The organism is Kineosporia rhizophila, from assembly GCF_021277265.1.
Classification (GTDB): Bacteria; Actinomycetota; Actinomycetes; order Actinomycetales; family Kineosporiaceae; genus Kineosporia; species Kineosporia rhizophila.
This window is the reverse complement of the sequence record NZ_JAJSOH010000036.1, coordinates 14537-28554: the sequence shown is the minus strand read 5'-3', so window position 1 is coordinate 28554 and position 14018 is coordinate 14537. Positions and strand designations below refer to the sequence as shown.

At 70.2% G+C, this 14018-nt stretch carries 10 protein-coding genes; 7 read left to right on the top strand and 3 right to left on the bottom strand.

Annotated elements, in window-relative coordinates; genetic code table 11:
- Positions 1-212: 212 nt before the first annotated feature.
- Together LWF15_RS31620 and LWF15_RS31615 are read right to left on the bottom strand one after the other, a co-directional pair.
- Entirely contained in the window at positions 213-2786 is a 2574-nt protein-coding gene (locus tag LWF15_RS31620) for a hypothetical protein (RefSeq protein ID WP_232814649.1), read from the bottom strand.
- A 42-nt stretch (positions 2787-2828) separates the two neighbouring features.
- Positions 2829-3491 (bottom strand): ribonuclease H family protein, encoded by a 663-nt coding sequence (locus tag LWF15_RS31615; RefSeq protein ID WP_232814648.1) that lies wholly within the window; start codon positions 3489-3491, stop codon positions 2829-2831.
- A 289-nt stretch (positions 3492-3780) separates the two neighbouring features.
- On the opposite strand from LWF15_RS31615, the gene LWF15_RS31610 reads away from it, so the two are divergent.
- Both LWF15_RS31610 and LWF15_RS31605 read left to right on the top strand, forming a co-directional pair.
- Complete coding sequence (locus tag LWF15_RS31610; RefSeq protein ID WP_232814647.1) at positions 3781-5445, top strand: CYTH and CHAD domain-containing protein; 1665 nt, start codon at positions 3781-3783, stop codon at positions 5443-5445.
- A gap of 161 nt (positions 5446-5606) precedes the next feature.
- A complete protein-coding gene (locus tag LWF15_RS31605; RefSeq protein WP_232814646.1) occupies positions 5607-6884 on the top strand; it encodes an aminotransferase class I/II-fold pyridoxal phosphate-dependent enzyme in 1278 nt (425 codons plus the stop codon).
- 81 nt (positions 6885-6965) lie between these two features.
- Here the strand turns inward: LWF15_RS31605 and LWF15_RS31600 are convergent, their stop codons facing one another.
- Entirely contained in the window at positions 6966-7805 is an 840-nt protein-coding gene (locus tag LWF15_RS31600; RefSeq protein WP_232814645.1) for a DUF4230 domain-containing protein, read from the bottom strand.
- A gap of 193 nt (positions 7806-7998) precedes the next feature.
- On the opposite strand from LWF15_RS31600, the gene LWF15_RS31595 reads away from it, so the two are divergent.
- The 5 genes from LWF15_RS31595 (at position 7999) to LWF15_RS31575 (ending at position 13873) form a co-directional block, all read left to right on the top strand.
- Positions 7999-9027, top strand: coding sequence for a metal ABC transporter solute-binding protein, Zn/Mn family (locus LWF15_RS31595; RefSeq protein WP_232814644.1), 1029 nt, complete (start codon positions 7999-8001; stop codon positions 9025-9027).
- Positions 9027-9845: a metal ABC transporter ATP-binding protein gene (locus LWF15_RS31590; protein ID WP_232814643.1), complete on the top strand. Its 819-nt coding sequence runs from the start codon at positions 9027-9029 to the stop codon at positions 9843-9845. Before LWF15_RS31595 ends, LWF15_RS31590 begins: the two co-directional genes overlap by 1 nt.
- Positions 9842-10684, top strand: coding sequence for a metal ABC transporter permease (locus LWF15_RS31585; RefSeq protein WP_232814642.1), 843 nt, complete (start codon positions 9842-9844; stop codon positions 10682-10684). Before LWF15_RS31590 ends, LWF15_RS31585 begins: the two co-directional genes overlap by 4 nt.
- Before the next feature lie 508 nt (positions 10685-11192).
- Positions 11193-13337: a putative bifunctional diguanylate cyclase/phosphodiesterase gene (locus LWF15_RS31580; protein ID WP_232814641.1), complete on the top strand. Its 2145-nt coding sequence runs from the start codon at positions 11193-11195 to the stop codon at positions 13335-13337.
- Complete coding sequence (locus LWF15_RS31575) at positions 13334-13873, top strand: DUF5317 domain-containing protein (protein WP_232814640.1); 540 nt, start codon at positions 13334-13336, stop codon at positions 13871-13873. The genes LWF15_RS31580 and LWF15_RS31575 overlap by 4 nt, the downstream gene beginning before the upstream one ends.
- Positions 13874-14018 lie beyond the last annotated feature (145 nt).

Sequence of the window (14018 nt, the reverse complement as noted above, 5' to 3'; positions counted from 1 at the left end):
ACGGAGGTCGGCACGGGGTCAGGTAAACACCTGATTCGGCATTCTTTTCTTCGTCAATCGCTGCAGCACAGGGAAAACTGTTGTCACGGACCTGATCGCGGGAGCGTGATAGGAGGGACGCCGGTTCTGCCCGTACCGGTGGGGCGCTCTTGCGGTCAGGTCTTGCAAACCTCAGGTCTTGCAGGACTCAGTTCCTGCGGGATGGGGCCGGCTCAGCGGTCGGTCAGCTCCCGGGCGTGCAGAATCACCACCGGGTCCTGCCAGAACGACGAGTGGAAGTGCGTCGGCGCCAGCACTCGGCCGTGTTCCGGTTCCAGCGAGGGCGGGTCCAGGCTGATCACGTCCACCTGGCCGCAGTCCGACGGGCGCAGACCGGGTTCCGGCAGGCCGAACACCCAGCCACCGATGTAGTCGCTGCGCCGCACCACATTGCGCCAGCGCGGCCGGGGCGGTTCCGGGGCGCGTACGTTCTCCGGGGCGGGTTCCACCTGGGAAGGCGGCGGAGGGTCGCTGCGCGCCTGGTCGGGCTCCGGCCCGCTGAGCAACTCGCGCAGGGCGACGGCGGCCTGGTACCCGAAATAGGCCGGGAAGGCCCGTCCGTAGAGCCTTCTCACCGGCGCGGCCAAGGTCAGCAGTGAGACCCGGCCCAGTACGTCCTCCGGAAGTTGGGCGATCACAGCCGCGCAGATCACCGTGCCCTGGCTGTACCCGGTGAGCAGGACGTGCCGGGGCATCACCTCGATCGCGCCGGGCGACTCGCCGGGCACCGGGGTGATGTGCCGTTCGGCCCGGCGGGCGCCGGTGAGCACCCAGATCCGGTCGACCACCTCCGGTACCGCCTGCTCGGCGTAGCAGGGCGGAGCCAGCGGATGGACGGCGCGGGGCCAGAAAGTGCCTACGTCCCAGATGATCCCGATGGTCTTGCGGGCGTTGGGGGAGCGGATCTGCGCGCGCAGCAGCCACACCCCCGAGGCGGCCAGCAGACCGCCGATGAAGACGCCGATCGTGGGCACCACCCCGGCGATACCCAGGAACGCCTGCGACGTACCGGTGATCGCCAGTCCTTCGAAGATCCAGAAGAAGATCGCCCAGAACACCGTGATCCCGGCAATCACCCCGGCCACGTGGTCGGTCAGCGAGGCCAGCGCCCAGTTCCGCGCCACCTTGGCCACCGCCTCACGCGGGGCGTCGCGCTCGTCTGGCGGGTACCAGTCGACGACCCGGTCCGGCCCGCCGTCCAGCTCCGGCCCGGCACCTCCCGCCCCCATGAACCGGTTCGTCAGCCGGCGGTAGCGCACGTACAGCAGCACCCCGATGACGGTGGCCGGGATCAGGTTGAACGCCGCTCCGGCGGAGTAGGCGATCATCGAGTCCGGCACCAGGATCGAGTCTTCCGGGCGGAAGTCGACCTTGTGCAGGATCTGCCCGCGCGGCTCTCCGAACAGCCGGGCCACGGCCAGGTTCAGCGCTGCCGTCAGGACCCCGCCCAGAAGCACGCCGAGCAGAGCGATGAACGGTGCGGCGTAGCCCCGCAAGAACGGTTCCCAGCCGGCCGGGCTCGCCTCGTGCGAGCGCCGCACCAGCACGGCGACCAGTCCCAGCAGCGCCAGGACCAGGCCGAACTGGGTCACGGTGAGCACGTTCAGGGCACCGGGCAGGCCGTACGGGGCCTGCGTGGGGCTCCGCGGCGCGTCGTCGATCACCCAGGGCGAAGCCACCACCCCGGCCAGCAGCACCAGGGCCGAGACCCAGGCCAGAGCCTGGAAAGCGGTGGCGAAGCGGGCCGTGTCGTCGCTGCCGCCGACCGTGTCCCGGTCGGCCACGAACCCGGCCAGCAGGGCCGCCCCGGTCAGGATCACCGCGGAGACGGCCAGCTGGATCTGCTGCCACAGGCCGAAGGTCTGGGTGCAACTGGCCAGGGCCAGCGAGACCGTGGCGAAGGCGACCGCGATGTGGGTGTTGCGCAGCCGTTTGGCGGCCGCCGCACCTCGCCAGAAGCCGCGGTCGCGCAACGTGAGCCGGCCCGGCGGCAACCGGTCGCGGCGCTTCTCACCGTCCACCTGGATCCCCGGCGCGTAGCTCCCGCGCTCCGGGCAGAACGCCTCGTAGTGCCCGGCGGTGGAGGCTCCCGCGTACCAGAGACCGCAGACGATGGCGGCCACCGCCACCGTGGCCACCGACATCCGGGTGGCCGTGGAGGCCTCGGTGTACCAGCTCAGCCACCACCAGGAGATGCCCAGCCGGGCGATGCCGTTCTGCCAGGCGACGGTGGAGTGGAAGAGCGTGACCAGGCTGCCCACGAACTGTGCAGTGGCGGCCAGGGCGAGCAGCCGGATCACCACCCGGGCCAGGGCGTGGGCACTGCACAGCCGACGGCCGCGGCCCTTCGCGTGCCCCGGCGGCAGCATGTAGTACGAGACGTTGTAGAGCATGAACGGCAGGAGGAGCAGCCAGGAGGCCGAGGCCAAGGCCCGTCGCGTCAGTCCGCCCCAGACGTAGGCCTCCAGCGGCCAGGGCACCGAGGCCCGGGCCACCCCGTCCGGGCTCCATCGCCGGTAGAAGGCAGTGGGATCGGTGCCGCCCACCTTGACCACGTTGGGGTGTTCCAGCACCACGGGGCCGGTGCTGCCGGCCACCCCGTGGATCCGCAGCTCCAGGGGCAGGCCCGGTTCGTCTTCCCACTGCTGGTCGACCAGGGCCCCGGCCCGTGCGGCCTGCGCCGGGCTGGTCAGATCGTCGCCGTCGTACCCGTAAGGACTTTGCAGGCCGAGCGAGATCCCTGCCATTGCGCCGGCGCCTCCCCGTTCCTCGTCCGACCGTCCGGCCGGTTACACCTGGGCCTTGCCGGCCTCCACGGCCAACTGGTCGACCAGGTCGTTCATCTCGTCGCCGGAGTGCCCCTTGACCCAGCGGAAGGAGATGTCGCCGCGCTCGCGGAACGCCTCGATCAGCGGTTCCCACAGGTCCCGGTTGGCCACCGGCTTCTTCTGGCTGTTCACCCAGCCCCGGGCCAGCCAGCCGCGCCACCACTCGTCCCGGAAGCAGTTCACGACGTACGTGGAGTCGCTGACCACGACCAGCGGGCCCTCCAGCGCCTCGATCGCCTTCAGCGCGGCGCTGACCTCCATCCGCTGGTTGGTGGTCTTCGCCTCACCCCCGCTGCCCTGACGGCCGTCCTTCGTGGCCCAGGCCCAGCCGCCCGGCCCGGGGTTGCCCGAGCAGGCGCCGTCGGTCCAGACCTCGAGTGCCCCGTCGATCGCGGCCATGTCAGGTTTGCGCACCTTGGTGCCGGACGACTTGGCCACGGTCCGGCCCAGAGGCCGCGCGCCGGCGGCGGCCTCCAGCCCGGGCAGCAGGGCCTCGTTCTCGCTCGCCGCAGTGGCACAGCCGGTGTGCACCCATCGCTGCGCAGCCTTGGAGATCTCTTCCCCGGGCATGATCCGGCCCGAGCACTGGGCGCAGGTCGTGGGGAAACGGGCGGTCATCGGCATCGCGCCAGTCTAGGGACTGCGCAGTGGATCACCGGGAGCACCGGGCCCGGCCGCATGTGCGGTTTCGTCCCCTCCGGACCCGTGATTGGCTCGACGGACGGAAACAGGTTCGGTCTCGAGTTCGTTAACACCGTCTGAACAAGATTCGTCCGGTTCGTGAAGCGCAGTTGTTCACCTTGGTTGTTTATGGTGGCGGCTCGGGGTACCGACCTAGGTGGGTACCAGCTGCCGGACACGCTGCTGAACCTGTGGCGACCAGCGCAGACGATTCCAAGGAAAGGACAGGTCAGTGGCAGCGGGAACGCATCACGAGATCGAGATCAAACTGGACGCCGATCCTGACTTCGCGCTCCCCGACCTGGCCGGTCTGCCCGGTGTGGCCGCCGTGAGCGAGGAGCAGGAGCACCTCCTCGAGGCCACCTACCTGGACAGTGAGGACTTCCGGCTGATCCGCGGCGGCACCACCTTGCGCCGCCGGACCGGGGGTGCCGACGCCGGCTGGCACCTGAAGCTCAAGCAGCCGATCAAGGGCGACGAGGCGGACAGCCGGCTGGAGATCCGCAAGCCGCTGGGCCGCAGCGTCCGCACCGTTCCGGCCGCCCTGCTCGGCCTGGTCCGGGTGCAGCTGCGCGGTGCCCCGGTGGCCCCGGTCGCCCTGATCTCCACCCGCCGGGTCGTGCGCGAGCTGCTGGCCGAGGACGGGACGGTGCTCGCCGAGGTGGCTGACGACCTGGTCAGCGCCCACTCGCTGGGTGAGGAGACCGAGGCCACGGCCTGGCGCGAGATCGAGGTCGAGCTGGTCGAGGGCGACCTGGAACTGCTCGCCGCGGCGCGCGAACTGCTGCTCGGCAGCGGTGCCCGGGCCTCGGACGTGCACTCCAAGATCAGCCGGGCGCTCGGCCGCCGGCTGGGCACCCCCGACCCGGCCGAGCTCGAGGCCGAGGACCTGGACCAGATCGTCCCCTCCGTGGAGGACCTGCTGATCGAGCCGGTTTCCCGCAAGAAGAAGGGGAAGAAGGACAAGCGCGTCAAGGTCGTGCAGCCGGTCCAGACCGTGGTGGTCGCCCCGGTCGCCGCCGGGGACGTGGCCCACGACTACCTCACCGGCCAGTTCGCCCAGCTGACGGCCATGGACCCGCGGGTCCGGCTGAACCAGGAGGACGCGGTGCACCAGATGCGGGTGGCCACCCGCCGCCTGCGCACCGCCCTGGCCACCTTCAAGCCGCTCTTCGCCGAGGACTCGGTCACCGAGCTGCGCGAGGAGCTGAAGTGGCTGGGCTCGGACGTGCTCGGCCCGGTCCGCGACGCCGAGGTGATCCGCGAGAAGCTGCTGGCCGACGTGGCCGCCCTGCCCGCCGAGCTGGTGCTCGGCCCGGTCGCCCGGCGCATCCGGCTGGAGATGAACGCCGAGTACAAGTCCGCCCACAAGGAGGCGATCGCCGAGCTCGACGGTGACCGCTACCTCGCGCTGGTCGACGCGCTGGAGGCGTTCCTGGCCGACCCGCCCTACACCGAGCGGGCCAGCAACCCGGCCTCCGACGAACTGCGCAAGATGGTCCGCAAGGCCGCCCGCCGGGTCCGTGACCACGTCGACGTGCTGGCCGGCGAGACGGTCGGCAGCCCGGAGCACGACTTCCACCTGCACGAGGTCCGGATCAAGGCCAAGCGGGCCCGCTACGCGGCCGAGGCGGCCCGGCCGGCGATCGGCAAGCAGGCCAAGAGCGTGGGCAAGGCGATGGAGGGCATCACCGAGACGCTCGGCAACCATCAGGACGGGGTGGTCCAGCGGCAGTGGCTGCGCGATCTCGCGGTGCGGGCCTTCGGGGCGGGCGAGAACGGATTCACGTTCGGTCTGCTGCACGGCCGGATCGCCGGGGCGGCCGAGCACGACGAGAAGTTGTTCGCCGCCGCCTGGGAAGAGGCCCGCGCTGCTCTCGCGGTCTGGCCGGGCTGACGTAAATCTTGCGAAATCGCCGGTCAGTGGCGGGAAATCGCTGACCGGCGAAAAGCCTGGGGCAGGGGTGCAGGATGGTCGCCGATTGGTCAGGGCACCCGTCCACGCCGGTAAAGTCGCTGTCGGCACATGCCACTCAGCAGCTCCCCGGGAGAGAGACGATGACCACCGACTTGGGCGCGCAGGACCTCACCGCGCTCCTCGACAGCGCTCGGCAGGACTACTCGGAGCTGGCCGGCCGCGGCCTGAAGCTCGATCTCACCCGGGGTAAGCCGTCGCCCGACCAGCTCGACCTCGCCGACGACCTGCTCACGCTGCCCGGCAGCAAGCAGTTCAAGGCCGCCGACGGCACCGACACCCGTAACTACGGTGGCCTCAACGGCCTGCTGGAGCTGCGGGAGATCTTCGCCGGCCTGCTCCAGGTGCCGGTGGCCCAGCTGGTCGCGGCGGGCAACTCCAGCCTCGAGCTGATGCACGACGCCTTCGTCCAGGCGCTGCTCAGCAAGCTGCCGGGAGCCGAGTCCCGCTGGGTCGACGCGGGCCCGATCAAGTTCCTGGCGCCGGTGCCCGGTTACGACCGGCACTTCTCGATCTGCGAGCGGTTCGGCATCGAGATGATCCCGGTGCCGATGGACGAGAACGGTCCCGACATGGACCTGGTCACCCGCCTGGTCGCGGACGACGCCTCGATCAAGGGCATCTGGGCGATCCCGAAGTACAGCAACCCCACCGGCGTCACCTACTCCGACGAGGTCGTCCGGCGGCTGGCCGAGATGCCCACCGCCGCACCGGACTTCCGGATCTTCTGGGACAACGCCTACTCGGTGCACCACCTCACCGACGAGCGGGTCGAGATCGCCGACATCCTCGGCCTGGCCACCGCCGCCGGCCACGCCGACCGGGTGTTCGTCTTCGGGTCCACCTCCAAGATCACCCTGGCCGGGGCCGGCGTGGGCTTCTTCGGCGCCTCCGAGGCCAACGTCAAGTGGTGGCTGGGCAACCTCAGCAAGCGCTCGATCGGCCCGGACAAGGTCAACCAGCTGCGGCACGCCGCCTTCCTGGGCAGCGCCGAGGGCGTGCTGGCGCACATGGACAAGCACCGCGCGGTGATCGGCCCCAAGTTCGAGGCCACCCTGCGCATCCTCGGTGAGCAGCTGGGCGGCACCGGGCTGGCCACCTGGACCGAGCCCAAGGGCGGCTACTTCGTCACCCTCGAGGTGCCGGAGGGCTGCGCGTCGGCGGTGGTGGCCCGCGCCGCCGAGATCGGTGTGGTGCTGACCCCGGCCGGTGCCACTCACCCGCTGGGCCAGGACCCGAAGGACTCGGTGATCCGGATCGCCCCGACCTTCCCGGGTCTGGCCGACCTCGAGGCGGCCGTGCAGGCGCTGGCCACCTGCGTGAAGCTGGTCGGTTACGAGCAGCGGCTCAAGCAGCAGTAGAACCCCGCACAAACCAAATGGGGGACGTTCGTGCGCGACTCGCGCACGAACGTCCCCCATTCGGTTGTGGTCGCGGTTCGCTCAGCCCACGAAGTTCACCGTGACCTGGGTGAACCCGAGCGGCTGGAGCAGCCCCTCGAGCGTGGCCCGGGTGTTCTTCTCGGCCCGGTCGCGCAGGTCGTCGGTCTCGGCGGCGGCCTCGGCCAGGCGCTGCGAGGCCAGCGAGTACAGCTGCCGCGTCTCGTCGGAGTTGTCGCTGAAGGCGTCCTGCACCCGGTCGAACAGACCCCGGTCCTGGCTGTACACGTAGCTGCGGTCGTAGTCGATGGTGGGCGCGCTCAGCGTGGGGGCGGGCAGGTCGATGGTGGCGTGGGTGCGGTCCCCGTTCACCTTCACCGCCCCCTCGCCCAGGTTGCTGAGGTTGACGCCGATGTCCACCGAGCCGGCCGCGATGAACAGCGTGCGCTGCCCGGCCAGGAACGAGGGCACCGGCTTGACGTCCTTCTCCACGTCGACCACCAGCTCGTAGTAGCCGCTGGCGGCCTCGAACTGGCCCAGGTCCTGGATCGACTTCAGCACCGCCGGACCGGACCGGTCGACCGAGGTGGTGCCGAACATGCCCTTGAAGGGGTTCAGTCGGTCGAGCGCACCGGTGGTGAGGTTGAGCGCCAGCGCCCCGGAGACCAGCAGCACCGCGATCACCAGGGCGAGGGTGAGCAGGCGGGAGCGTGGCCGGCGGGCCTCGCGGTTGACCACGGTGCTGCCGCCGGCGTTCCCGGAGCCGCCCTCACCAGGCTCCTCCTTGCCCCGGCGGCTCAGGACACCGCGCCGCACGCTGTCGCGGGCCCGCTCCAGGCCGTTGTTCGAGCTGGTCGAGAGCGGCTGGGTCTGCTTCTCGGACGTGGTCTCGGTCTTCCCCATGACGCCCTCCCGGCTGGACTGTCCGTTATGCCTTGAATGATCGAGTTCCCGGACCTTGATGATCGTCTCACCTCAGACGCGGCTGCGCCCGTTCGGGTTGCAGACGACCTCCGTGGTAGCGTGAAAACGCTTATGAGGATCATTCTCAAGTAACTACTTCGGGTTCGGGTACTTCGGAAGGGCGGGCGTCGTGATGGCGTGGAACGTTGGGCGGGGCCGGAAGGGGCGTGCGTTCGTCCTGGGCACGGCATCGGTGGCGGTGCTCGGGCTGGCGGCCTGCGGCAGCTCCGAAGAGGGGGCGGGCGAGTCCGGCGCCGCGGTGTCGGGCGTGCTCAACGTGGTGGCCGTGACCAACGTCTACGGCGACATCGCCGCCCAGGTCGGTGGCGACGCGGTCGAGGTCACCTCGATCATCGACAGCGCCAGCCAGGACCCGCACTCGTTCGAGGCCGACACCCGTACCCAGCTGGCGGTGTCCAAGGCCGACCTGGTGATCCAGAACGGCGGGCACTACGACGAGTTCATGGATCAGCTGCTGCAGACCTCGGGCGAGTCGGCCACGGTGATCAACGCCGTCGAGGTCTCCGGCCTCGAGGAGCACGCCGAGGACGAGGAGCACGCCGAGGAGGAGTCCGCGGCGGCGGAGTCCCACGCCGAAGAGGAAGAGCACGCCGAGGAGGAGCACGCCCACGAGCACGGCGAGTTCAACGAGCACGTCTGGTACGACCTGGAGAGCATGCAGAAGGTCGCCGACCAGATCGCGGCCGACCTGGGCCGGGCCCGGCCGGAGAAGGCGGCCGAGTTCACCGCCAACGCCAAGGCCTTCAGCACCGAGCTCGACGGGGTGATCGAGCTGCAGGAGGCCGCGGCCGCCGAGCACCAGGGTGAGGGCGCGGCGATCACCGAGCCGGTGCCGCTCTACCTGCTCGACCACATGGGCCTGGTCAACAAGACCCCCGAGGGCTTCAGCGAGGCCATCGAAGAGGGCAGCGACCTGTCCGTCGCGGTGCTCGACCAGACGCTCAAGATCTTCTCCAGCGGCGACGTCAAGGTGCTCGTCTACAACGAGCAGACCACCAGCCCGGAGACCGAGAAGGTGCTCGCCCAGGCCGAGAAGGACGGGGTGCCCACGGTCGCGGTCACCGAGACGCTCCCGGAGGGGCAGAACTACGTGGGCTGGATGAAGGCCAACGTGGAGGCGGTAACCTCGGCGCTCGGATGATGAGCGAAAACGACGCTGAACTGGTGCGCCTGAGCGGTGCCGCACTGGGGTTCGAGGCCGGTGAGCCGCTCTGGAAAGACCTGGACCTGACCGTCCGTCCGGGTGAGTTCGTGGCTGTGCTCGGCGCCAACGGCTCGGGCAAGACCACGCTGCTGCGCTGCCTGCTCGGCCTGCAGCCGCTGTCGGCGGGCACGATCAGCGTGCTCGGCCGCTCGCCCCAGGCGGCCCGCCGGGACGTGGGATACGTCCCGCAGCAGCGGCGCTTCGACCCGCTCACCCCGGTGCGGGCCCGTGACCTGGTGGGCTTCGGCCTGGACGGGCACGAGTGGGGTCCGCCGATCTTCAACCGGCGGCAGCGTCGCGAGCGCATCGACGCGGCCCTGGCCGAGGTCGGGGCCACCCGGTTCGCCGACGCCCCGGCCTCCCGGCTCTCCGGCGGCCAGCAGCAGCTGCTGCGCATCGCCCAGGCCCTGGTCTGCGACCCGCGGCTGCTGCTGTGCGACGAACCGCTGCTCTCGCTCGACCTGAACCACCAGCGCGAGGTGTCCGCGGTGGTCGACCGGCGCCGCCGCGACCACGGCACCGGCGTGGTCTTCGTGACCCACGAGATCAACCCGGTCCTGCCCTACGTCGACCGGGTGCTCTACCTGGCCGGCCAACGCTTCACCATCGGGCCGGTCGACGAGGTGATGACGTCGGAGACGCTGACCCGGCTGTACTCGTCCCCGGTCGACGTCCTGCGGGTGCGTGACCAGCTGGTCGTGGTCGGCATCCCCGACCGGCCGGTCCACGACCCGGAACCGGCGGCGCAGCCGTGAGCTGGGACAAGATCTTCAACTTCACCGACTACAGCGAGCTGCTGCCGCTGGTGCACAACTCCCTGCTGGCCGGCCTGATCCTGGGCATCGTCGGCGGCCTGATCAGCACCTTCGTGGTGATGCGGGACCTGCCCTTCGCCGTGCACGGGATCAGCGAGCTCTCGTTCGCCGGCGCCTCCGGCTTCCTCCTGCTCGGCCTGAACGTGGTGGCCGGGTCGCTGGTCGGCTCGGTGCTGGCCGCCCTGCTGATCGGCCTGCTGGGCGTGCGGGCCCGTGACCGCAACTCCTGGATCGGCGTGCTGATGCCGTTCGGCCTCGGCCTCGGCGTGCTGTTCCTGGCCCTCTACGAGGGCCGCGCCGCCAACAAGTTCGGCCTGCTCACCGGGCAGATCGTGGCCATCGACACGCCCGCCCTGTCCTGGCTGGCGGTGATCTCGGTGGTGGTCGCGCTGGTGATGCTGGTGATCTGGCGCCCGCTCTCGTTCGCCAGCACCGACCCGGAGGTGGCGCAGGCCCGGGGCATCCCGCTGGGGGCGCTCTCTCTGCTGTTCATGCTCCTGCTGGGCCTGGTCGTGGCGATGGCCGTGCAGGTGGTCGGGGCTCTGCTGGTGCTGAGCATCGTGGTCACCCCGGGGGCCGCGGCCGTCCGCCTGGCCTCCACCACGGTCGGCGCGACCGTGCTGAGCATCCTGTTCGCCACCGTCTCGATGATCGGCGGCATCCTGCTCGCCCTCGGCAGCAGTGTGCCGATCAGCCCCTACGTCACCACCATCTCGTTCGCCATCTACCTGGTGTGCCGGTTGATCGCGCTCGGGCAGGGACGCAGCCGCGCGATCTGATCCGGGCATACCCGGCGAAGCGGTGTGACCCAGGTCGCATCACCGAGGTGGTGTCTGCGTCGCGGGATGTCCGATAGGAAGGTGTGACGGATCTTTCGTCGCTCTTCCGGCTTTACGGCGGATCTGCGCAGATTCCTGTCCATAACGGACGAATATGGCGATAATGGGCGGGTCGAAGTGGACTGCCGTGTGGGCAGTTGCTGGAACAGCCGTCGGGACCGGTCCGCCGACTCCCGTGCCTTCGACCCGCGGGCCAGCGCGGACGGGCTTTCGTCTGGTCGGGTACGAGGAGGGTCCGATGAACGAGTTCAAGGCAACGGCCTACGTCAAGGCCGCCGGAGTCGTGGCTTCTGTCGTCACTCTCGCCACGCTGGTGGGTGCGTCCTACAAGTGGTGACGGCCCGCACGGCGGTTCTCCGCCAGGCGCCCGCCTGATCCATCCGTCGATCGGTCTCGGCCGGTCCGAGAGCCGGCCCGGAACCGGGTGGGCCCGGCGAGGAAGGGTGGCATGGCCGGCAGCGGATCCGTGGTCGCGCTTCGGCGTCGGGTCCCTTCGGCCACGCCGCTCGGCCTGTTCGTCGCCGGTGTCACCCTGCTCGCGTTCCCGCTGCTGAGCTGGTCGCTGGGGGCCCTGTTCGTCGAGCCGACGGCGTTCGGGGTCGACCGGGCGGTCGTCCTCCTGCTCCTGGCCGGCATCGTCGTCGGCGAGTTCGTGCAGGTGGAGGTCGCTCTGCGGGAGGGCGGCTCGTGCGCCCTGACGCTGTCGACCACGTTCGCGGTGGCCGCGATCTTCGTCGCGCCGCTCGGTCTGGTGATCCTGGCCCAGATCATCCCGCTGGTGGTCGACGACCTGAAGCGCGGCAAGCACTGGCTCAAACCGGTGTTCAACCTGGCGCAGTACGTGTTGTCCGCGGCGGCCGCCCGCTGGGTCTTCTGCCTGATCGACGGTCAGGCCTTCCTGACCCCCAGAGACTTCCGCGGTGCCGATGTGGCGGCCGCGATGGCGGCTGCGGTGATCTATCTGCTGATCAACATGGGCCTGGTGATCACGGTGATCACCCTGGCCGGCCGGCAGTGGGTGCTCGGCCGGTTCTGGGTCGACCTGCGCCAGCAGCTCACCACGGCGGGCTCGACAGTGGCGATGGCCCCGATCTTCCTGGCCGTGGCCGACTTCTCGCTCTGGCTGCTGCCGCTGCTGCTGGTGCCGATCGGCGCGGTGCAGGTGGTCTCCCGGCTGGCCCTGGAGCACCGCGACAGCGCTCGCCACGACCCCCTCACCGGTTTGCCCAACCGCTCGTACTTCCTGCTCCAGCTCGACCAGACGCTGGCCGGCCGGCAGTCGGGTGAGAACGCGGTCGGGGTCATGTTCATCGACCTGGACCACTTCAAGGAGATCAACGACACCCTGGGCCACGAGGCCGGCGACGCCCTGATCCGCGACATCGGCAACCGGCTGCGCTCGGCGGTTCCCGGCGAGGTCACCGTCGCCCGGCTCGGCGGTGACGAGTTCGCCGTGCTCACCGAGCTCCCGGCCGCCGATGCGCCGCCGCTGGTCCAGGCCCGGGCCCTGGCCGACCGGCTCACCGCCACCCTGGACGAGCCGGTCAGCGTGGCCGGCGTCCGCCTGGAGGTGCGGGCCAGCATCGGCATCGCGCTGGCTCCCCAGCACGCCCACGGCAGCGCCGACCTGCTGGCCAAGGCCGACATCGCGATGTACCTGGCCAAGGGCGACGGTGGCGGGGTCGCGGTCTACGACCCGAGCAAGGACCAGAACACCACAGAGCGACTGCTCATGCTGACCCAGCTGCACGACGCCCTGGCCGCCGGCCAGCTCACCGTCTACTACCAGCCCAAGTGCGACACCCACACCGGGCAGGTGGTGGGGGCGGAGGCCCTGGTGCGCTGGCACCACCCCGAACGGGGCCTGCTCGGCGCCGAGGAGTTCATCCCGGTGGCCGAGACCACCGAGCTGATCACCCAGCTCACCCTGGTGGTGCTGGACGAGGCGATCCGGCAGGTGCGGGCCTGGCTCGACCAGGGCCGCTGGCTCGGCGTGGCGGTGAACCTCTCGGTCCGGCACCTGTCCGACGTGCGCCTGCCCGAACAGGTCGAGGCCCTGCTCACCCGCCACCGGGTGCCCCCGGCGCTGCTCACCCTCGAGGTCACCGAGAACACGGTGATGACCGACCCGCACCGCGCGGTCGCGGTGCTGGCCATGCTCCGGGCCGGCGGGATCAGGATCGCCATCGACGACTACGGCACCGGCTACTCCTCGCTCGCCTACCTCAAGCGCCTGTCGGTCGACGAACTGAAGATCGACCGCAGCTTCATCATCGGGATGACCAGCGACGAGAACAACCAGATCATCGTGCGCTCGACCGTCGAGCTGGGCCACAACCTGGGGCTGCGGGTGGTCGCCGAGGGGGTGGAGGACAGCGAGACCTGGCGCCGTCTGCAGCTTCTGGGCTGCGACGTGATCCAGGGCTTCACCGTCCAGCCGCCGCTTCCGGCAGCCGGTTTCGACGAATGGCTGCGCCGCTGGGACCCGGAGGGCTGTGCGAACGCGCTGAGCGAACTGCGGCGGCCGCACGCCGTGCAGACAGGGCGGTCCCCGGTGGCGCTCAGGGCTCGTCAGGTGGAGAAACCAGCATGATCGTGGCAGTCCTGGCCCTGCTCGCAGTGCTTGCGGTCCCGCTCACCGGAGGCAGTTTCCAGCGACTGGGGCAAGTGCCGATCCGGGCCTGGTGGCTGCTCCCGCTGGCCTTGATCCTGCAGGTTCTGGTGATCACCGTGCTCACCGACCTGCCCGAGGGGCTGGCTGCGGGGATTCACCTGGCCACCTACGGCCTGGCCGGCCTCTTCCTCTGGCTGAACCGGGCCATCCGCGGCGTGCCCCTGCTGGCTGCCGGGGCGGTGCTGAACGGCGTCACCATCGCGGTCAACGGGGGCACACTGCCGGCCTCGGAGTGGGCGGTGAGAACGGCCGGCCTGGAGGGGAAAGAAGGCTTCACCAACTCCGGGGTGCTGGAGAATCCCCGCCTGCTCTGGCTGGGAGACGTGTTCGCGATTCCGGAGGGCCTGCCGCTGGCCAACGTGTTCAGTATCGGCGACGTGCTGATCGTGGCCGGTGTGGCGGTTCTCGTGGTGGTCAACAGCCGAGAGCGGAAACCGGTCGAAACCCATTTCTGAATACGGTTTCTCAGGCGACTTGCAACCACTGGCTCAGCGAGATGCGGCCCGCCCCCACTTCTCAACGCTCACCTCGCCCGACACCTAACCCGGGCGCCTAACCCCGGGCAGCTAACCCTCTCCCGGCCTCAACCCCCTAGGCACC